This window comes from Yersinia aldovae ATCC 35236 (assembly GCF_000173735.1).
Lineage (GTDB): Bacteria > Pseudomonadota > Gammaproteobacteria > Enterobacterales > Enterobacteriaceae > Yersinia > Yersinia aldovae.
In genome coordinates this window covers 1-20,873 of record NZ_ACCB01000050.1, presented here as the reverse complement: position 1 = coordinate 20,873, position 20,873 = coordinate 1, and the positions used below count along the sequence as shown (strand labels likewise).

The window sequence follows — 20,873 nt, the reverse complement described above, 5'->3', positions numbered from 1 at the left end:
TATGACAAACCCTCACTCACCTCATACTATTCAGCCCCTGGAAGCACTCGCCTGTGCGGCGGCTTGCTTTGATTTGGCGGTAGAAGCCCCGCAACTGGCGCATAAATTGGGGGTGCCTGCCGAAGAAATAGATAATATCGCGTTGTGTCGCTGTGCTGATTGGATTGGTTTACGCGCAAGGGAAGTCAAATGCGCCATTGAGCGCTTGGATAAGCTGACCTTGCCTGTGTTATTTCATCAAGGATCTCAATGGTTTGTTTTATTGGCGCTGACTGATCAGGAGGCCACAATCTATGTTGCCGCGACAGGGAAGCGACAACCATTAACGCCGCAAGAATTGGCTGCCATATGGTGTGGCGAGGTTATCTTACTGGCTAAAGCGGAACAAAAAGATCAGTCGAAACCTGCATTTGGCTTCAGTTGGTTTATCCCGGTGATAACTAAATATCGTCATCAGTTGCGTAATATCATTTTGGTTTCACTGCTATTACAAGGCATTTTGTTAGTTACCCCGCTGTTGTTTGAAGCAATTATCGACAAAGTGCTGGTGAGTCGTGGCATGGACAGCCTTATGGTATTGGGTGTCGCAATGATTGCTCTGGCAATTGCTGAACCGGGTTATACCTTGTTGCGCAGTTGGCTCTTTGCCCACTTGTCCAGCCGGGTAGGGGCGACACTCAATTCTCGTCTGTATCGTCATTTACTGGGGCTACCGCTGGCCTATTTTTCAGCGCAACAAACCGGGCAAACTATCGCTAAAGTGCGGGAAATGGAGCAGATCCGCAGTTTTCTAACCGGTTCCGCGCTGACCATGTTGCTCGATCTGGTTTTTGTCGGCACCTTTATTGCGGTGATGTTTTGCTACAGTGCCCAATTGACATGGATAGTGCTGTTTTCTCTGATTTGCTATTTATTATTCTGGTGCGCGGTTGGCAGAGTATTACGTAAACGGGTGGAGCAGGAATATGAAGCCAGCGCACAAAGTACGGCTTTTCTCACGGAGTCCATCAGTGGGGTGGAAACGATCAAAACCTCGGCGACTGAATCCCAGTTTAATCGCCGCTGGCGGCAGTCGTTAGCCAGTTACGTTCGCGCATCCTTTGCCAGTTCACAAGCCGGTAATCTGGCGGAGCAAGGTATTTCATTCATCAATAAAATGACTTCCGCTGTTTTGTTGTGGTTCGGTGTGACGCTGGTATTGGCGGGGAAACTCACTCCCGGCCAATTCATTGCATTTAATATGTTCGCCGGTTATGTCACTCAGCCCATCTTACGTTTGGCACAGATCTGGCAAGATTTCCAGCACACACGGATTGCCTTGAAACGCATCGGTACTATTTTGGATTCCCCGACCGAGCCTGGGAATGCCGGGTTATCGTCAAATAGCCAACGTGCCGGGAGCTTGAGTTTTAAGCAGGTGCGTTTTCGTTACCGGCCCGATACCACTGAAGTTTTGCAAAATCTCAACGTAGAGGTTGCGGGTGGTGAATTTATTGGCATTACCGGGCCATCAGGTTGCGGAAAATCCACGTTAACCAAACTATTACAACGATTGTATACACCACAACATGGGCAAATTTTGGTGGATGGGCAGGATTTAGCTATCACTGATCCGACGACGTTACGGCGTCAAATGAGTGTGGTATTGCAGGAAAGTGTGCTGTTTTCTGGTACTGTGCGGGACAATATTTGTCAATGTCGGCCTGATGCCGATGATACTCAGGTTGAGTTGATTGCGCGGCAGGCCGGTGCACATGATTTTATTGTGGCTTTACCGCAGGGATATCAAACGCAGGTCGGGGAACGTGGGGGGATGCTTTCTGGCGGGCAGCGCCAACGTGTTGCGTTAGCCAGAGCATTGATGGCTGATCCTAAAATTCTGATTCTGGATGAGGCAACCAGTGCTTTAGATTATGAATCAGAAGCCGCAATAATGCGCCAGTTGCCGGAAATCATCCGTGGGCGCACGGTTATCTGCATTGCACATCGTTTGAATACTCTGCGTCAGTGTCATCGAATATTGTTATTAAAAGATGGGCAAGTGATCGAGCAGGGGAGTCATCAAGCGCTGGTGGCACAATCTGGCGTGTATGCACGGTTATGGCGATTGCAAACTGAATAATAACGCTGAATAAGTTAAAACTGGGTGAGCCACCACTCGCCCAGTAACGTCTATCGTAAACTTTTACGGCAATTAACGTTTCGCGCCATTGGACTTAATCACGTCCTGATACCAAAAGAAGCTCTTCTTACGCTGACGAGCCAGTTGCTTTTGGTGATCGACATACACAAAACCATATTGTTTTTGGAAACCATTTAGCCAACTCAACAGATCGATAAATGACCACGGATAGTAGCCACGAACATCCGCACCTTGCTTGATAGCATCTTCTATCGCTTGAATATGCTGGCTTAGGTAGTCGATTCGATCATCATCGACGATTTCCCCATCAATAATCGGATCTTTGGCCCCTAACCCATTTTCAGTAATATAGATTGGAATATCACCATAACGTGCTTTGATACTCATGATGCCATCGGTGAGACCTTGCGGATAAATCTCCCAATCCCAGTCGGTATAAACGCCATTTGGATTACGTACGAATTTAAACAGACCTTTAAAGCCGAATTCTTTACCTTGTTGATGTCCTAAGCCCTTCTTACCAGAGGTGTTCATGGTCAGGTGGGTATCTTGATTGTTTGCAGCGATAGTTTCACGTTTGTAATAATTCAGACCAATAAAATCACAGATATTGTCGCGTAATAAAGCCTCGTCGCCAGGCGCAAACTGCGGAACGCCCCACAGTGTCTGAGCCTGCCCAAGCAACGCTGCCGGATATTCACCTTTCAACACCGGATCATACAACCAGTGAGTAAAGATCCCCTCGGCCAAATGGAAAGCTGCCATGTCTTCTTTAGAATCGCTAAGTGGCGTATGTGTTTGTAAAACATTCACAAAGCCAATTTTTCCATTGATCCCGCTGCGACGAAAGGCAGCAACTGCTTTTGCATGAGCCACAAACACATGGTGGCACGCTTGAATGGCGCGAGCGGGGTTTTGAATGCCTGGGGGATGGCCCCCAGTAATATAGCCAAAACCAATAAAGCAGATTGTCTCATTGAAGGTTGACCAAAGTTTGACCCGATCACCGTAATGTTGGTAACACAAACGGGCGTACTCTTCGAAAGCTTCTGCGGTGCTGCGCGCCTCCCAGCCACCTTCATCTTGCAATGCTTGTGGTAAATCCCAGTGGTACAACGTAATCATTGGCTCAATATTATGTTCCAACAGAGCGTCGATTAGGTCACTGTAGAATTGAACCCCAGCCGCATTAACCGCTCCCCGACCGGCAGGCAATAACCGTGGCCAGGAGATAGAAAAGCGATAACTTTTCATCCCCATTTCAGCCATCAATGCCACATCTTCGCGAAAACGGTGGTAATGATCGACAGCAACATCACCGTTAGTCCCCTGATAAGTCGTCCCTGGCAGGTGGGAGAACGTATCCCAGATAGAAGGGCCTTTGCCATCGGCGTTATAAGCCCCTTCAACTTGATAAGCGGCGCTGGCAGCACCCCATAGGAAATCTTTTGGGAAAGCAGACATAAAATCACTCTCATATAATGGATTAAAGGTATTTGAACCATCGTCTTGTCACAGTGTATTCGGGAAATTACCATTTGTGCAACCGGTTTCTGAAACCGGTTTCTTTAGCGTAAAAATACCATAGAGAGGAGGGTGGATTTATAATTCGTTAAGTGACGGTAAAGCAAGGTAAGGGCAAATATGACGAGTGGCGAACTTAATTATTGTATCGCGTGTTAGACGCAAAATACGGTAGTCGTCTGTTTTCTGTTGTTTTCCATCCAATGAGTTACCGTGATGGCTCGGCTGCATAGCGAGTAAAGGGGCCGTTAAACCCCTTAGCTCATTAACTTAGTGATTCAGTTGGTAATAAACTTCATTCCAGCGGATTTCATTTTTGAATGCGGGCAGTGTGGTGTCTTTATCGATCAACAGGAACTCAATACCGTGCAACTCAGCATACAGGCGCAGTTCATCGACACCGATAGCTTGAGAGAATACGGTGTGGTGTGCGCCCCCCGCAATGATCCAGGCTTCAGCAGCGGTGGCCAGTGACGGTTGGGCTTGCCAGATTGCGCGGGCGACCGGCAGTTTGGGTAACGGATGGGGCTGTTCAACCGTATTAACCACATTGACCAATAAGCGGAAGCGGTTCCCCATGTCGATCAGGCTGGCATTGACTGCGGGGCCTGCGGGGGTTGAGAAAATTAAACGAGCAGGATCGGCTTTACCGCCAATGCCTAAATGCTGTACATCCAGCAGCGGTTTTTCTTCTTTGGCAATCGAAGGGCACACTTCCAACATATGGGAACCCACCACCAGATCATTACCCGGTTGGAAGTTATAAGTGTAGTCCTCCATAAAGGAGGTGCCCCCTTTCAGGCCGCTGCCCATGACTTTCATAATGCGCAGCAATGCCGCGGTTTTCCAGTCACCCTCGCCGCCAAAGCCATAGCCTTGCTGCATCAGGCGCTGAACCGCCAGCCCTGGAAGTTGTTTCAGACCGTACAGGTTTTCAAAGTTAGTGGTAAAGGCTTTAAACCCCCGTTTTCAAGAAAACGCTTCATGCCCAGCTCAATACGGGCCGCGTCCAACAGGTTTTCACGCTTATTCCCATTAAATTTCACTGCATCCGTGAAACGGTAGGTGGCTTCATACTCTTCAACCAACGTATTGATGTCACCGTGACTAACCTCATCGACCACGCTGACCAGATCACCGATGCCATAGGCATTAACCGAATAACCAAACTGAATTTGCGCCGCGACTTTATCCCCTTCGGTAACAGCGACTTCGCGCATGTTATCGCCAAAACGCGCCACTTTAAGTTGTTGGCTCTCTTGTTGGGCAGCGGCAACGCGCATCCATTGGCCGATGCGTTGATGAGCCTCTTTATCCTGCCAGTGACCGGTAATAACGCTGTGCTGCTGGCGCATACGAGCGCCGATAAAGCCGAATTCACGCCCACCGTGTGCCGTTTGGTTCAGGTTCATAAAGTCCATATCCATCGTTTCCCACGGAATTTGGGCATTGAACTGGGTATGGAATTGCAACAACGGTTTGTTCAATATGCTCAGGCCACCGATCCACATTTTGGCCGGCGAGAAGGTGTGTAACCAGGTCATTATGCCAATACAAGGTGTGTGGTAATTCGCTTCACGGCAGAGCGCGGTGATTTCATCTGGCGTGGTGACCAATGGCTTTAGTACCAATTTTACAGGCAGACCCGCTTCTTTGTTTAGGCTATTGACCACCTGCTCGGCATTCGCCATAACGTGTTGCAGGGTTTTAGGGCCATAGAGATTCTGGCTACCAATGACAAACCACACTTCTGATTGCTTAAATACGTCCATCTGATACTCCGTTTTATAAATCAAACTGTTGAAGCATACCGTTATAAATCAGGATGCTGGCTAATCTCAGTGCGGCGTCTTGCCGGCCGGTGCGTAATGGGGTTCTGCACTCGAACACCAGCGCTGGTAGCGCTGATAAAGTTGTTGATAAAGAGCAACCTGAGCGGCATTTGGCGTCAGAGTGCGTTCAATCTTACATGCCATCTGTTGTTGAGCTGTAGGGACATCCTTATAGACGCCCGCCGCGACAGCTGCAAAAATTGCCGCCCCCAACGCACAGCATTGATCTGATGCCACTATTTGTAGCGGGCGATTCATGACATCGGCACAAACCTGCATGATCACCGGCGATTTACGCGCAATACCGCCTAATGCCAGCACGTTCTCCACTGGAATACCCTGTTGTTCGAAGCACTCCATAATGGCGCGCGCACCAAATGCGCTTGCCGCGATAAAACCACCAAATAGCGTTGGGGCATCGGTGCCCAGGTTGAGATCAGTAATCACCCCTTTTAAACGCTGATTGGCATTCGGCGTGCGTCTTCCATTAAACCAATCCAACACCACCGGCAGATGGTCAAGTGAGGGATTTTTGGCCCATTCGGTGGTGAGTGACGCGAGTAGATTGGCTTCAATTTGTTTAAGTTGCGGTTGCAATTCGGGCTGAGTCAGGGCGGCTTGACGTAACGGCCAACTGAGTAAACGGCTAAACCAGGCATACATATCACCAAACGCCGATTGACCCGCTTCCATGCCAATCCAGCCCGGCACCACACTGCCATCAACCTGACCACAGATCCCCGCCACGGCGCGATCACCCACCCGTTGCTCATCAGCAATCAAAATATCACAAGTGGAGGTGCCGATAACTTTGACCAATGTATAAGGCTGAGCACCCGCACCGACAGCACCCATATGGCAGTCAAATGCGCCGCCAGACAAAATAACGGTTGCGGGCAATCCCAAACGTTTGGCCCATTCGGCGCTAATCAAACCCACTGGGCGTTCAGCGGTATAAGTGTCGCTAAAGAGGGGGTAATCGAGGTTATTTACCAGACGGCTGTCCAGCGCGGCGAAGAATTCACGCGGTGGCAACCCTCCCCATGACGGATGCCACAGGCTTTTATGCCCGGCACTGCAACGGCCACGCTGAATGTCCTGTGGCGCGGTGGTGCCGGATAACAGTGCCGGCACCCAATCACATAACTCAATCCACGAAACAGCCGCATCACGTACTGCGGCATCGGCGCGGGTGATGTGCAGAATCTTCGCCCAGAACCATTCAGAAGAGTAGATCCCGCCGATATAGCGAGAATAGTCGGCAAACTCACCACTGTGGCATAACCGATTGATCTCTTCAGCTTCTTCAATCGCGGTGTGGTCTTTCCACAACACAAACATGGCGTTGGGGTTATCTGCAAAATCAGGGCGCAGCGCCAATATCTGGCCTTGTTCGTCAATCGGAGCGGGGGTGGAGCCGGTGGCGTCAACACCGATTCCGACGATCTGTTGGCGTTGTGTTTCTGAGAGGCGCCCGACCACCTGACGGATAGCCTGTTCCATCGCTTCTATATAATCGAGGGGATGATGGCGGAACTGGTTTTGTGCAGCGTGACAATAAAGACCCTGTTGCCAGCGGGGGTAGTAAACAACTTCGGTATCGATCTCGCTACCGAGTTGACAATCTACCGCCAATACCCGGACGGAATCGCTGCCAAAATCTAAACCGAGCGCTATCGCCTTATTGGTCGGTAAAGAACATTCCGTCGATACAACATTGGCTGTCATGGTGGTTGCTCCTAACTGTTGCAGTGATAAAAACAGGGATTCATTGCCAATAACCATAGGAGCGAGTCGTGCCAGGCTGTGAGGAGCTAATCGCTGGAAGTATGCACTTTCCTGCTTCCTATAGCGTTTTTGTGATGTTAGTCAAAAGTTAGGAGGAGGCTAAATTTGCTGAATATATGGATAAACAAACTGTAATCTCTGGATGTGATAGCGCTCTACATTCTTGGGTGAAATTAACGCTAAAACTGTATCCGTCTGACGGGGTGCGGTGAAGTCAGTTGGCTTGGTAGGCAGATTATAAAAGACCATTCAACTGTACTGACGCTGAAAAAGATGATTGATAACGTTTCCACCAGAAATTGATTGGTTTGAATAAATAGCGATTAAATAACAAGAATTCTCTCTTCCTACAAAAACAGACCGGAGAACATTATGCATAAATTAACTAAGGCGCTAGCGGTGGTTGGGTTAGCGGCGCTTATGTCACATTCAGCTATTGCCGAAAGCATGAAATTGGGTTTTTTGGTAAAACAGCCGGAAGAGCCGTGGTTCCAGACTGAATGGAAATTTGCCGATAAAGCGGGGAAAGATTTAGGTTTTGACGTCATCAAAATAGCCGTACCTGATGGCGAGAAAACCCTGAATGCCATTGATAGCCTGGCGGCCAGCGGCGCAAAAGGTTTTGTCATCTGTACGCCAGATCCGAAGCTGGGACCGGCCATTGAAGCAAAAGCACGCAGCTATAACCTGAAGGTCATTGCTGTTGACGATCAGTTTGTGAATGCCAAAAGGTAAACCGATGGACAGCGTGCCGTTGGTGATGATGGCGGCGACCAAAATTGGTGAGCGCCAAGGGCAGGAGCTGTGGAAGGAGATGAACAAACGCGGCTGGCAACCGGGTGAAACCGCGGTGATGGCGATTACCTCTGATGAGCTGGACACCGCACGTCGCCGTACCGGTGGCTCAATGGATGCGTTGAAAACGGCCGGCTTCCCGGAAAAACAGATCTATAAAGTGCCGACCAAATCCAATGATATCCCCGGCGCATTCGATGCTGCCAACTCGATGCTGGTTCAGCATCCTGAGGTGAAAAACTGGCTGATCGTCGGCATGAACGACAACACCGTGCTGGGTGGCGTGCGTGCTACAGAAGGTCAGGGCTTTAAAGCGCCCAATGTGATTGGCATTGGTATCAATGGTGTTGATGCGGTGAGCGAATTGTCGAAAGGCCAGGCTACCGGCTTCTACGGTTCACTGTTACCTAGCCCGGATATCCACGGCTACAAGAGTATTCAAATGCTGAATGAGTGGGTAACCAAAGGCGTGGAACCGCCGAAATTTACTGAAGTGACGGATGTGGTGCTGATCACTCGGGATAACTTCAAAGTTGAGTTAGAGAAGAAAGGCTTAATGTAATTCCTTCGCTATGGCGCACCGGGGCAGGTTGCGGCTTGCCCAATCCAAAATCTCATAAGGAAGCCATTATGTCAGCACTCCATTGCGCGTTACAGGCCGAGCTGGAAGCCGAACAGTCACCTTATCTGGCCTTTTGTGGCATCGGAAAAAGTTTCCCCGGTGTCCAGGCGCTGGATGATATCAGTTTTACCTGTCAGGCCGGTCAAATCCACGCCCTCATGGGCGAAAACGGGGCAGGGAAATCGACGCTGCTCAAGATACTCAGTGGCAACTATTCGCCGACGCAGGGTGAGATACACATCAAAGGCAAAGCGGTTAATTTCGCCAAGACCACCGATGCGTTGGACGCCGGTGTCGCTATCATTTATCAGGAACTGCATCTGGTGCCGGAAATGACGGTGGCGGAGAACATTTATCTGGGTCAATTACCGACCAAAATGGGCATGGTTGATCGCAAGTTGCTGCGTTATGAGTCCCGTTTGCAGCTATCACATCTGGGGCTGGATATTGATCCCGATACGCCCCTGAAATACCTCTCCATCGGCCAATGGCAGATGGTGGAAATAGCGAAGGCTTTAGCCCGCAATGCCAAAATCATTGCTTTTGATGAACCCACCAGCTCACTTTCGGCACGCGAAATTGAACAGCTATTTCGCGTCATCCGCGAGTTACGCGCCGAAGGGCGGGTGATTCTGTATGTCTCGCATCGCATGGAAGAGATTTTTGCACTGAGCGATGCTATCACGGTGTTTAAAGATGGCCGCTATGTGTGCACCTTTGACGATATGGCTGAGGTGAATAACGACAAGCTGGTGCAAGCGATGGTCGGGCGTAACCTTGGCGATATCTATGGTTATCAGCCACGCAAAATAGGCGCTGAACGCTTAACCCTGCAAGCGGTAAAAGCCATAGGTGTGACATCACCGATCACATTGACGGTGCATCAAGGGGAAATCGTCGGCCTGTTTGGTTTAGTCGGTGCCGGGCGCAGTGAATTGCTCAAAGGGCTATTTGGTGACACCCAACTGACCCGCGGGCAGGTGCTGCTGGATGGTAACCCGCTGTCGATTCGTTCCCCCATTGATGCCATTACTGCCGGGATCATGCTGTGCCCGGAAGATCGTAAAGCCGATGGCATCATTCCCGTCCATTCGGTACAGGACAATATCAATATCAGCGCGCGGCGCAAAACACTGACTGCGGGCTGCCTGATCAATAATCGCTGGGAGCAAGAGAATGCAGCGTTACGTATTCAGTCTCTAAATATCAAAACCCCCAGCGCCCAACAGCTAATTATGAATCTATCCGGTGGTAATCAGCAAAAAGCCATTTTAGGCCGCTGGTTATCAGAGGACATGAAAGTGATCTTGCTGGATGAACCGACCCGTGGCATTGATGTCGGGGCCAAGCATGAAATCTATAACGTGATTTATCAACTGGCGAAGCAGGGCATTGCGGTGCTGTTTGCATCCAGTGATTTGCCAGAAGTGCTTGGGTTGGCAGACCGAATTGTGGTGATGCGCGAGGGGGCCATCTCCGGTGAACTAGACCACGATGATGCTACGGAAGAGCAAGCTTTAAGTTTGGCGATGCTACGAACCCCGAATATTGCTGCTGATGCCGCGCCTGCGGTGGCCTGATTGTGAAGGAAATTGTGATGAATACACCGATGTCCAGCGTTACGTTAAGTTCTGAAAAGAAGAATCAGGCATCAACCGAGTTAAAAAGTGGGCCACATAACGGCCAGTCGCAGCCACCGCAGGAGGTCTCTGTCAATGGTGGACTGGGGCTATCCCGCATCTGGGATAGCTACGGGATGCTGGTGGTATTTGCGGTGGTCTTTATTGGCTGCGTGATATTTGTGCCGAACTTTGGTTCTTTCATCAATATGAAGGGGTTAGGGTTGGCCATCTCGATGTCAGGGATGGTGGCGTGCGGCATGTTGTTCTGCCTCGCATCGGGGGATTTTGACTTATCCGTGGCATCAGTTATTGCCTGTGCCGGTGTGACAACGGCGGTGGTCATTAACATGACAGAAAGCCTGTGGCTTGGTGTGGCGGCCGGTTTGCTGTTGGGGGCGGTCTGTGGGCTAATCAACGGTTTTGTCATTGCCCGTCTAAAGATTAATGCCTTAATAACCACACTGGCGACCATGCAGATTGTGCGCGGTCTGGCGTACATTATCGCCGACGGCAAAGCGGTCGGTATTGAAGATGAGCGTTTCTTCGCCCTCGGTTATACCAACTGGTTTGGCCTGCCCGCGCCTATCTGGATCACCATCGCCTGTCTGATTCTGTTCGGCTTCCTGTTGAACAAAACCACGTTTGGCCGCAATACGCTGGCGATTGGTGGCAATGAAGACGCCGCACGTTTAGCGGGGGTACCGGTAGTACGAACCAAAATTATTATCTTTGTTTTATCTGGCCTGGTGTCGGCGGCGGCAGGGATCATTTTGGCTTCACGCATGACCAGCGGCCAGCCAATGACCTCCATTGGTTATGAGCTGATTGTGATTTCTGCCTGCGTGCTGGGTGGGGTATCGCTAAAAGGCGGGATCGGCAAAATATCTTATGTTATCGCCGGTATTTTGATTTTGGGAACCGTAGAAAATGCCATGAACCTGCTGAACATCTCTCCGTTCTCACAATATGTCGTACGTGGTTTGATCCTGCTGGCGGCGGTTATCTTCGACCGCTACAAACAACTGGCTAAACGGACGGTATAATTGCCAGATGGCAGAAAAGTCCATAAAAAGCCACTCTTGCTCACAGTTCTGCGATCACTATCGGGCAGCACGCCATCTGCCCGATAAACTGACATCGTGACGTAGTGGCTTAAAAAAGTGCCGGGCTTCAAGGAGGCTAAATGTATCATCGAATGGTTCAGGAACCGCAACCCAATCCCTTACTGCCGGGCTATACCTTTAACGCCTATTTGGTGGCGGGATTAACCCCGATTCTGGCCGACGGACCACTCGATTTCTTTATCGACAGGCCGGGCGGCATGAAAGGCTATATTCTTAATCTGACCATCAAAGGTCAGGGGAAGATTTTTGATGGCGAAAATACTTTTTACAGTAATCCCGGTGATTTGCTGTTGTTTCCGCCGAAAGCGCCGCATTTCTACGGGCGCTCACCTAACAGCGATTGCTGGTATCACCGCTGGGCCTATTTTCGCCCACGGGCTTATTGGGCGGATTGGCTGGAATGGCACAGCAAAACCCATGAAGTTGGGCGTTTATCATTGCCTAACAATAACTTACTACTGGAATTTGACCGCCTGTTTGCCAATATCGAACAGACGCAAAAGTCAGGTCGCCGTTTTGGTGAAGAGCTGGGGATGAACTTGCTTGAACGGCTGTTGTTGCGTTCGATGGAAGAAGATCCCCTCAGCCCGCAACGCATTATGGACCCGCGAGTCATCGAGGCGTGCCAGTTTATTACCGGTAATTTAGCCGGAGAGCTGCGTATTGACGAAGTTGCGCGCCATGTTTGCTTGTCGCCATCACGTTTGGCGCATCTGTTCCGTGAACAAGTGGGTATCAATATATTGCGTTGGCGTGAAGATCAGCGCGTTATTCGGGCAAAACTATTACTGCAAACGACCCAAGAACCAATTGCGACCATTGGCCGGGTGGTGGGCTATGATGACCAACTCTATTTCTCTCGCGTTTTCCGCAAACGGGTCGGGGTCAGCCCCAGTGATTTCCGGCGGCGCAGCATCGAAACCAATTATCCACAGCGCAGTCTGCGTCAACCGGAATGGCAGGATAATCAGGGGAGTATTGTGCGGCTTTAGCGGTGCGGTACGTTAAGTCAGAAATTACCTCTTGTCGCGGCAATCATCATGGTGTCAAATCGGTTGATTGAGTGACACCAAACAAACGAATAGATTGCGGCTAAGGGGAAGTAGAATGACTGAAATGATAAAGGTAGGTTTACTGGGCTATGGCTACGCCAGTAAAACGTTCCATGCGCCGTTGATTATGGGTACGCCGGGATTAGAACTGGCGGGCGTTTCCAGTAGCGATGCCAGTAAAGTCCATGCTGACTGGCCATCAATGACCGTGGTTTCCAGCCCACAAGCATTATTTGATGATCCCACCATCGACCTTATCGTGATCCCTACCCCAAATGACACCCACTTCCCGCTAGCCCAGCAAGCGCTGGCGGCAGGTAAGCATGTGGTGGTTGATAAGCCGTTTACCGTGACACTGTCACAAGCAAACGATTTGAAGAAACAAGCGGATGCAGCGCAACGCCTATTGTCGGTGTTCCACAACCGGCGTTGGGATAGCGATTTTCTGACATTAAAAACCTTACTGGCGGAAGGCAGCTTAGGCAATGTGGTCTATTTTGAGTCGCATTTCGACCGTTACCGCCCGGAGATCCGTCAGCGCTGGCGTGAACAAGCCGGTGCCGGTAGTGGTATTTGGTATGATTTAGGGCCACATTTGCTGGATCAAGCGCTACAACTGTTTGGTTTGCCAGACACGCTGAATGTCGATTTAGGGATGCTGCGCCCCGGCGCGCAATCTGTTGATTATTTCCACGCCACGCTTGGTTATCAGGGGAAACGTGTGGTGCTGCATGGCACGGTGCTGGCGGCGGCAGAAACGGCCCGTTATATCGTTCACGGCCAGGAAGGGAGCTACGTTAAGTATGGGCTTGATCCACAGGAAGACCGCTTAAAATCCGGTGAGCGCCTACCGCAGGCGGATTGGGGCTATGATATGCGCGATGGCATAGTGACACTGTCACATGATGGCGTGTTGACAGCAAAACCGCTACTGACCTTACCGGGTAATTATCCTGCTTATTATGCCGGTATTCGTGATGCAATTCTCGGCACCGCTGATAATCCGGTTCCGACCAGTGACGCGATTAAAGTGATGGAGCTGATTGAACTGGGCCTGGCTTCTTATCAACAGCAAAAAACGTTGCCGGTTGTCACTGCAAACTGAGTAACGTCTTCTGATGCGGTTATTTTTCATACGGTTATATTATAAAAACTGTCCCTAAAACCATTGACGTTGCCGGTAGGCCGCTCCGCCCGACAACGTCAAAAATAAGGGGATATTGAAGGAATTGAGTGGCATGTCCTGGTTACAACGTTTACGGATAGATAAGTTTTTACTCGTGCTGATTCTGGTGGTAATGATTGCCTCCCTCTTCCCGTGTGAAGGGGAGGTTAAAGTGTGGTTTGAGCATCTGACCACTGCGGCTATCGCGTTGCTGTTCTTTATGCACGGCGCCAAGTTATCACGCGCGGCGATTGTGACTGGCATGGGGCACTGGAAGCTGCATCTGGTGGTGTTTCTCAGCACCTTTGCCTTATTCCCGTTGTTAGGGCTGGGAATGAATGCGTTGGTCCCTGGCGTATTAACGCCCACGCTCTATTTGGGCTTTCTCTATCTGTGTGCTTTGCCTGCGACGGTGCAATCGGCCATTGCGTATACCTCGGTTGCTGGCGGTAATGTTGCGGCGGCGATATGCAGTGCTTCGGCTTCCAGTATTCTCGGTGTGTTCCTGTCGCCGCTGCTGGTAGGGATGCTGATGCAAACACAGGGGGGCGATACCGATACCTTACACGCGATCGGTTCAATTATTATGCAATTGATGGTGCCGTTTATTGTGGGTCATCTATCACGCCCGCTGATTGCCAAATGGGTGGAGCGCCATAAAAAATGGGTCAATATCACTGACCGGTCATCAATTCTGCTGGTGGTGTACGTTGCTTTCAGTGAAGCGGTGGTTCAGGGGATATGGCATCAAATTGATGGCTGGTCGCTGTTGGCGATCCTGCTCTGTTCGCTGGTGTTACTGACAGTGGTGCTGGTGGTTAATACGCTGGCAGCCCGCTGGCTGGGGTTCAATACCGCCGATGAAATCACCATTGTGTTTTGTGGTTCGAAGAAGAGCCTGGCTAACGGTATCCCGATGGCCAATGTGCTGTTTCCTGCCTCCGTGGTCGGGGTTATGGTATTGCCGCTGATGATATTCCATCAGGTTCAATTGATGGTATGCGCGGTGTTGGCACAGCGTTATGCTAAACGAGTGGCCAGAGAGAATGCTGAAAAAGCGCAGGCTGCCAGTGCGTTGGCCTCAGCCGGTCAGTCAGAAGGCAAGTGATTGAATATAAATAGATAAAAAACAATAAAAACGCCGGTGTAGCGAGTCGATACCGGCGTTTTTATTGGGCTGTTTTAGGCCGTTATGCGCCGATTTTATCCCGCAGCGCCTGCTTTTCTTGCTCACTGATAAACGCCATCGTCAAGCCGTTAAGCTGCGCCTGACGGATCTCCTGTGGCGTTAAGCCCGCAGCCGGTGCTGCCACCTGGTATTCATTGGCAATCTCAATACCCTGAACCGCCGGGTCATCGGTATTAATTGATGCCAATACGCCATGACGCAGGAAGGTCGCCAGCGGATGAGTGGCCAGCGAGGAAACGGTGCTGGTCTGGATATTGGATGTCAGGCAGGATTCGATACCAATGTTGTGTGCAGCCAAATAATCCATCAGCTTAATGTCTTCCACCGCTTTTACACCGTGACCAATACGTTCAGCGCCCAGTTCGCGGATGGCCTGCCAGATACTCTCCGGCCCTGCGGCTTCACCTGCGTGGACGGTAATGCGTAAACCGGCATCCCGGGCGCGGTTGAAGTGGCTGCGAAACAGGCCACCGGGAAAGCCCAGTTCGTCACCGGCCAAATCCAGCGCCGTAATCGCCTCACGATGCGCCAGTAAACCTTCCAGTTCTTGCAAACAGGCTTGTTCGCCGAAAGTGCGGCTGAGAATGCCAATCAAGCGGATATCAATGGCAAAATCACGGCAACCGGACTGGATGCCATCAATCACGGCCTCGACCACTCCGGCCACCGGCAATTGGTGTTTCATCGCCATATAGAATGGCGAAAAGCGCAGCTCGGCATAATGCAAACCGGCATTGGCTGCGTCCTCGACGTTCTCATAAGCCACACGGCGGCAGGCATCCAGTGAACCCAATACCGCCACGCCCCAATCCAGTTTTTGCAAGAAACTGACTAAATCAGGTTCAGTTTTGGTGATCTGCACATGGGGACGCAGTGCCGCTAACTCATCAGCAGGCAAAGCCAGATTAAATTGGCGACCCAGATCCAAAATTGTTTGCGCACGGATATTGCCGTCAAGATGGCGATGAATGTCAGTCAGGGGAAGGCGGGGATCAATCATGCTGGGCACTCACTTGTTATCAGAAGGTGATTCTTGTGGGTAAAGTGCAGATCATTATAAAAACAAATGGATGAAAATATCCACTGAGTTGCATAAAAAAGTGATGGGAATCACACCAAATGATGGGCGGGGCGATCAGTGCCCATCATCGGGGGGGATCTAATTGGTGCTATTGGCTTGTAACACACGAATGCCATTAATCAGCTTGTCCATCCCAGCTTCTACCTTGCTGCGCGAGCAACCGACGTTGAGTCGTAAGAAGCCACGGCCTTCTTCGCCGTAGGTGAAGCCGGGCATGATGGCAACTTTCTCTTTCTCGATAAGCACCTCCTGCAACTGATGGTCATCAATATTTAAAGGGCGTAAATCTATCCATGCCAGATAAGTTGCTTGCGGTGGCTGCCAGTTTAATGCGGGGAACGCCTGGTTAAGGCGTTGTGCCACATACACCAGATTGGCTTGCAGGTAGCTGCGCAGCTCATCCAGCCACGGCTCAGCCTGACGATAAGCGGCAATATGCGCCACAATAGCCAGCACCGCAGGGGAAGACAGCCCATCCCGGCCTTTTAGCATTTGTGTGTAGCTATCACGGGTTTCACTGTCACTGATAAAACCGTATGCCCCGGTCAACGCAGGGATGTTGAAGGTCTTGGAGCCGGAGGTCAGCAATGCCCACGGCGTTTGGCCAACCTCACTCCACGGCGTATGAACCTGCTCGCCCCAGGTCATATCCATATGAATTTCATCACTGATCACTTTTACCTGATGGCGTTCGCACAGTTCCGCCATCTGAGCCAGCTCTTTTGCAGTCCAAACTTTGCCGGTCGGGTTATGCGGGCTGCACAACAGCAGCACTTTGGTTTGTGGCCGCGCCAATAACGCTTCCAGATGTGCCATATCACATTGCCACTGGTTATCCACTTTGTGCAGTGGGCAACTGAGTAACTGGCGCTGGTTACCGAGGATCACTTTGTAGAAGGCGTCATAAGCTGGCGTGTGGGTGACAATAAAATCGCCCGGTGCAGACCAGCAGCGGATCAACTGAGCCACCATATAAATCACGGACGGCCCGTACACCGCCATTGACGTATCGATACTGCAATGAAAACGTTGTTGATACCAATGGCGGATAGCACCGAGAAAATCGTCATGTTGCCAGCGGCTATAGCCCAAAACCCCGTGTTCGATACGCTGATTAAGCGCTTGCAAAATCACCGGTGCGGTGGGGAAATCCATATCAGAAATAGTAAAGGGCAACAGGTCAGCCGCGCCAAAGCGGTCGGCAATATAGTCCCATTGGGTACACCAGGTGCCGTGACGGTCAACCGGTGTGGAGAAATCAAACATCAGCATCTCGCTTATCAAAAAACGGGGCATCGAGTGCCCCGTAGAGGTTAATGACAAACCTATTTATAGCTCAGTCAAATGAAGGGGAAACGTGCCGCTGGGGTCGTGGTGGCATAAACCACCGGAGCGCCCTTGGGTGCGGTCACCCCTTCACTCATTGATCTGGCGTCTTATGACGTTGTAAATTGTTCATTCCCTATCAGTGAGTCTAATTCATCTTTCACCGATTGCACTTGCGGGCCGATAACGACTTGTAAGTTATGGTCGTTCAGTTGAATAACACCAATAGCACGGTTGGCTTTTAGCGCCTCTTTATCCACCAAATTCATGTCCTTAACGGACATCCGCAGCCGGGTAATACAGTTATCCAGCGAGACGATATTATCCGCGCCGCCCAGTGCTGCCAGAATAGCCGGGGAGTTATAACCAGATTTACCGATGACCGCACCGCTGGCGGCTTTCTCGGCATTGCGGCTGGCCGTGGTTTCACTTTCACGTCCCGGTGTTTTGATATTGAAATGCTGAATGGCAAAGCGGAAAATCATGTAGTACGCCACGAACCAAATCGCCGCAACCACCGGAACCCAATACCATTTGGTGGCGGTGCCGTGCAGAATACCAAACACCACGAAATCAATGATATTACCGTCGGTATTACCAATGGTCACACCGAGCAATGCCATCACGGTAAAGCCCAAACCGGTTAAGATTGCATGGATCAGATACAAGAACGGGGCAACAAACAGGAACAGGAACTCAATCGGTTCAGTGGTGCCACCAATCACACAGGCCACCACACCGGAAATCAATAACCCTTTAATCTTATGGCGATTCTCAGGCTTGGCGCAATGATACATGGCTAACGCAGCACCCGGCAGGCCACCAAGGAAGGCTGGCATTTTACCTTGCGACAGGAAGCGTGTGGCACTTTCAGAGAAACCGCTTGTGGTTGGGCAGGAGAGCTGGGCCTGGAAGATGGTCAGCGCACCGCTGACGCTATTGCCACAGACATCCATCGTACCGCCCGCTTCAGTAAAGCGAATCAGTGCCACCAAAATGTGGTGCAAACCGAACGGCAGTAATAACCGCTCGCCGCTGCCAAAAATCATCGGGCCGAAGATACCGGCACCATTAATCAAGTTACCTAACCCGGTGATACCGGCGGCGAAGAATGGCCAAATTAGCGGGATCAATAAACCGACCAGCCCCAGCACCACCGTCGTGACGATCGGCACAAAACGGGTACCGCCAAAGAAGGCCAAGGCATCCGGCAGGCGAATGGTATTGAAGCGCTCATGTAGCAGGTAAACGATGATACCGACAATGACTGCGCCGAGAATACCGGTATCAATTGACTGAATACCTAAAATATTCTGAATGTTGTGGGTTTTCAGTACCATCGCATCGGTGGTTGGCAACACACCGCGGGTTGTCAGGTAAAAGTTGGTCGCCAGATTCAGCACCGCAAAACCAACAAAACCGGAGAACGCGGCCACCCCTTTATTCTCACGCGCCATGCCCAGAGGGATGGCAATGGCAAACATTACCGGCAGGAAGCTAAAGGCGAATGAACCCACCTTGCTCATCCAGGTGAATAATAACTGGAAAGCAGGATGACCAATCACAGGCAATAGGGTGATGACATCTTTGCTACTGAGTGAGCTGCCGATACCCAGCATGATCCCACAGAAAGAGAGTAAGGCGACCGGTAGCATGAAGGTTTTTCCCAAACTTTGGAAAAATTCCCACAGCGTAATTTTTTGTTTTTTTACCGTCTGACATAATGACTCCTGTTTTAACGCACCTGATGTTAGCAATGTCTGCATTTCACAACCGCAGTTCTGGGTAACGGTTTGTTTTTCGATAAATGGCGATGATTTCGCCGTCCTGTCTAAAGGTAAAATAAGATAAAACGTTTAACCGAGATAATATGAGCGACATGTCACAATTACTGATCCTATTTTTGTATAACCTTCGCATTTGAAGCCGCAGAGTTGTTAGCTGCGGACACACACCCGAATCACTTACCGGTATAAGTTCATCGGGATTTGCGTGCTGGCCGCCTGCCTGCAACGCCAAATTCTTTGGCTAGCGAGGGCATCATCAGATTAAACGTTTAACTTGGCTTGTTTATCCGCAGTTATGACCAATTAAAAAAATTACGATTACCGATGTGGCTAAATTGGCTGGCGTCTCAGTGGCGACCGTTTCATTGGCTATCAGTGGCAAAGGGCGTATCTCTGGGGCAACCGCAGAGCGGGTTAATCAGGCCATCGAACAGCTCGGTTATGTCCGCAACCGTCAGGCGGCGCAATTGCGCGGCGGTGAATCGGGTGTTATCGGCTTGATCGTGCGCGATATTGGCGATCCCTTTTATGCCGCAATAACGGCAGGCTTGAGTGAGGCGATTGAGGCGGAGGGCAAACTGCTCTTTCTGACACAAAGTGGTCGGGAGGGGAAGGGATTGCTGCGTTGTTTTGATACGCTGATTGCTCAAGGGGTCGACGGGCTAGTATTGGGCGGTGGCGCGAAGCGGGAGATGGGGTTGCAGCAAAAGGCCGCCGAGCATGATATCCCGCTGATTTGTGCCGCGCGATCGAATGTGTTGGAAGGGGTGGATGTGGTGCGCCCTGATAACATGCAGGCCGCAAAAATGGCGACGGAGTTTCTGATTGGCCGCGGTCATCGACAGATTGCCTATCTTGGCGGGCACTCACACTCCTTGACCCGGGCCGAGCGGTTGGGGGGCTTTTGTGCCACCTTGGTGCAATATGGCCTGCCATTTCGTTCTGAATGGGTGGTCGAATGCGAGAGTCAACAACAGGCGGCGGCTGATGCAGCAGAAACGCTGTTACGCAATCACCCCAATGTCAGCGCTATTGTTTGTCATCAGGCATCGGTCGCGTTAGGGGCTTACTTCGGTATCTTGCGCACTGGCCGGACTATCGGCAGCGCCGGTGTCGATACTTACCTGGATCAACAAGTGGCACTCATCGGTTTTGGTGATGTACCGGAAGCCGAGCTAACCGAGCCACCATTAACCTTTGTCACCAGTTCTGCCAGAGAGATTGGTTACAGTGCCGGGCAACGGTTACTCCAGCGTATCGCGGGCGTTGACCTGCAACTGCAAAACGTTATTTTGCCGCCGGTATTAATTCGCCGTGGCTCGGCTTGATAGTTGACCTGCGCGAGAATATAGTTTCAACCTGGCGTCAGCCAGCAGCACGAGAAAATAAAACTCACAAATCGATTGTGAGTTTTATTTGTATTTACCTCTTTATAACCTGGTGGATTCTTGTTTGTTTCTGGTTATAATATTTTCCGCTTCTGATTTTACCGTTTGCTTCAAGGAGGACAATTCCATTGGTAATAGTTTTCACCAAATATCATCTCGGTGCAAATTTTCCCCATTAATTTTTCGATGACAATATCTTTAATTTTCTTCTTTTCTAAATCTATTTTTTGATATTGCTCGAGACTGAGGTTTTTTACGAACTGTGGGTAGACTTTTGCCAATTTCCCATCAATATATTTATCTGATTGGAGTGTAGTCCTGACTGAACTTTGAGTCAGGTTAAGACTTAAATCTTTATCAGTAATACCCTCTTGGCTGTTAGTGTTGAAAAAAACCTCATTTAAATGATATTCACTTTTTACTCTATTTAATAAA

The 20,873-nt window shown here is 50.4% G+C and carries 13 protein-coding genes and 2 pseudogenes; 8 read left to right on the top strand and 7 right to left on the bottom strand.

What is annotated here, in order from left to right; all coding sequences use genetic code 11:
• Position 1 precedes the first annotated feature (1 nt).
• Complete coding sequence (locus YALDO0001_RS17315; RefSeq protein WP_004705020.1) at positions 2-2,122, top strand: type I secretion system permease/ATPase; 2,121 nt, start codon at positions 2-4, stop codon at positions 2,120-2,122.
• A 72-nt stretch (positions 2,123-2,194) separates the two neighbouring features.
• Here YALDO0001_RS17315 and YALDO0001_RS17310 read toward each other — a convergent pair whose 3' ends face one another.
• From YALDO0001_RS17310 to YALDO0001_RS17300, 3 genes and pseudogenes are all read right to left on the bottom strand, one after another.
• Positions 2,195-3,607, bottom strand: coding sequence for a GH1 family beta-glucosidase (locus tag YALDO0001_RS17310; RefSeq protein WP_004705019.1), 1,413 nt, complete (start codon positions 3,605-3,607; stop codon positions 2,195-2,197).
• 330 nt (positions 3,608-3,937) lie between these two features.
• Positions 3,938-5,439, bottom strand: a pseudogene (gene araA, locus YALDO0001_RS17305) (L-arabinose isomerase).
• A gap of 66 nt (positions 5,440-5,505) precedes the next feature.
• Positions 5,506-7,227, bottom strand: coding sequence for a ribulokinase (locus YALDO0001_RS17300; protein ID WP_042840427.1), 1,722 nt, complete (start codon positions 7,225-7,227; stop codon positions 5,506-5,508).
• A gap of 432 nt (positions 7,228-7,659) precedes the next feature.
• On the opposite strand from YALDO0001_RS17300, the pseudogene YALDO0001_RS21110 reads away from it, so the two are divergent.
• The 6 genes and pseudogenes from YALDO0001_RS21110 (at position 7,660) to YALDO0001_RS17270 (ending at position 14,775) form a co-directional block, all read left to right on the top strand.
• Positions 7,660-8,644 (top strand): annotated as a pseudogene (locus tag YALDO0001_RS21110) (arabinose ABC transporter substrate-binding protein).
• A gap of 68 nt (positions 8,645-8,712) precedes the next feature.
• Positions 8,713-10,284 carry an L-arabinose ABC transporter ATP-binding protein AraG gene (gene araG / locus YALDO0001_RS17290; protein WP_004705004.1) on the top strand — a complete coding sequence of 524 codons (1,572 nt, stop codon included), beginning with the start codon at positions 8,713-8,715 and terminating at the stop codon, positions 10,282-10,284.
• 29 nt (positions 10,285-10,313) lie between these two features.
• Positions 10,314-11,369, top strand: a complete 1,056-nt coding sequence (gene araH, locus YALDO0001_RS17285) for an L-arabinose ABC transporter permease AraH (RefSeq protein ID WP_042840426.1) — start codon at positions 10,314-10,316, stop codon at positions 11,367-11,369.
• A gap of 140 nt (positions 11,370-11,509) precedes the next feature.
• On the top strand, positions 11,510-12,442 hold the full coding sequence (gene araC, locus YALDO0001_RS17280) for an arabinose operon transcriptional regulator AraC (protein ID WP_042840417.1): 933 nt from the start codon (positions 11,510-11,512) through the stop codon (positions 12,440-12,442).
• A 115-nt stretch (positions 12,443-12,557) separates the two neighbouring features.
• Positions 12,558-13,607 carry an oxidoreductase gene (locus YALDO0001_RS17275; RefSeq protein ID WP_004704998.1) on the top strand — a complete coding sequence of 350 codons (1,050 nt, stop codon included), beginning with the start codon at positions 12,558-12,560 and terminating at the stop codon, positions 13,605-13,607.
• 133 nt (positions 13,608-13,740) lie between these two features.
• Positions 13,741-14,775 carry a bile acid:sodium symporter family protein gene (locus YALDO0001_RS17270; protein ID WP_004704996.1) on the top strand — a complete coding sequence of 345 codons (1,035 nt, stop codon included), beginning with the start codon at positions 13,741-13,743 and terminating at the stop codon, positions 14,773-14,775.
• Positions 14,776-14,857: 82 nt separating this feature from the next.
• Here YALDO0001_RS17270 and add read toward each other — a convergent pair whose 3' ends face one another.
• The 3 genes from add to malX form a co-directional block, all read right to left on the bottom strand.
• The gene (add, locus tag YALDO0001_RS17265; RefSeq protein WP_004704994.1) at positions 14,858-15,856 is read right to left on the bottom strand and encodes an adenosine deaminase; all 999 of its coding nucleotides are present in this window, start codon (positions 15,854-15,856) and stop codon (positions 14,858-14,860) included.
• A gap of 159 nt (positions 15,857-16,015) precedes the next feature.
• Positions 16,016-17,203, bottom strand: coding sequence for a MalY/PatB family protein (locus YALDO0001_RS17260; RefSeq protein ID WP_042840425.1), 1,188 nt, complete (start codon positions 17,201-17,203; stop codon positions 16,016-16,018).
• A 170-nt stretch (positions 17,204-17,373) separates the two neighbouring features.
• Positions 17,374-19,029, bottom strand: a complete 1,656-nt coding sequence (gene malX / locus YALDO0001_RS17255) for a maltose/glucose-specific PTS transporter subunit IIBC (RefSeq protein WP_004704990.1) — start codon at positions 19,027-19,029, stop codon at positions 17,374-17,376.
• 323 nt (positions 19,030-19,352) lie between these two features.
• On the opposite strand from malX, the gene malI reads away from it, so the two are divergent.
• Positions 19,353-20,378, top strand: a complete 1,026-nt coding sequence (malI, locus tag YALDO0001_RS17250; protein ID WP_042840416.1) for a Mal regulon transcriptional regulator MalI — start codon at positions 19,353-19,355, stop codon at positions 20,376-20,378.
• Positions 20,379-20,548: 170 nt separating this feature from the next.
• On the opposite strand, the gene YALDO0001_RS17245 is transcribed toward malI, so the two are convergent.
• Positions 20,549-20,873, bottom strand: a 325-nt coding sequence (locus YALDO0001_RS17245; RefSeq protein ID WP_042840414.1) for a hypothetical protein, incomplete at its 5' end; no start/stop codon positions are given.

What these genes read in the sequence shown, in the direction of transcription:
- YALDO0001_RS17315 (WP_004705020.1), top strand. Translation starts at nt 2, where the DNA reads ATGACAAACCCTCACTCACCTCATACTATTCAGCCCCTGGAAGCACTC.
- YALDO0001_RS17310 (WP_004705019.1), bottom strand. Translation starts at nt 3,607, where the DNA reads ATGTCTGCTTTCCCAAAAGATTTCCTATGGGGTGCTGCCAGCGCCGCT.
- YALDO0001_RS17300 (WP_042840427.1), bottom strand. Translation starts at nt 7,227, where the DNA reads ATGACAGCCAATGTTGTATCGACGGAATGTTCTTTACCGACCAATAAG.
- araG (WP_004705004.1), top strand. Translation starts at nt 8,713, where the DNA reads ATGTCAGCACTCCATTGCGCGTTACAGGCCGAGCTGGAAGCCGAACAG.
- araH (WP_042840426.1), top strand. Translation starts at nt 10,314, where the DNA reads ATGTCCAGCGTTACGTTAAGTTCTGAAAAGAAGAATCAGGCATCAACC.
- araC (WP_042840417.1), top strand. Translation starts at nt 11,510, where the DNA reads ATGTATCATCGAATGGTTCAGGAACCGCAACCCAATCCCTTACTGCCG.
- YALDO0001_RS17275 (WP_004704998.1), top strand. Translation starts at nt 12,558, where the DNA reads ATGACTGAAATGATAAAGGTAGGTTTACTGGGCTATGGCTACGCCAGT.
- YALDO0001_RS17270 (WP_004704996.1), top strand. Translation starts at nt 13,741, where the DNA reads ATGTCCTGGTTACAACGTTTACGGATAGATAAGTTTTTACTCGTGCTG.
- add (WP_004704994.1), bottom strand. Translation starts at nt 15,856, where the DNA reads ATGATTGATCCCCGCCTTCCCCTGACTGACATTCATCGCCATCTTGAC.
- YALDO0001_RS17260 (WP_042840425.1), bottom strand. Translation starts at nt 17,203, where the DNA reads ATGTTTGATTTCTCCACACCGGTTGACCGTCACGGCACCTGGTGTACC.
- malX (WP_004704990.1), bottom strand. Translation starts at nt 19,029, where the DNA reads ATGCAGACATTGCTAACATCAGGTGCGTTAAAACAGGAGTCATTATGT.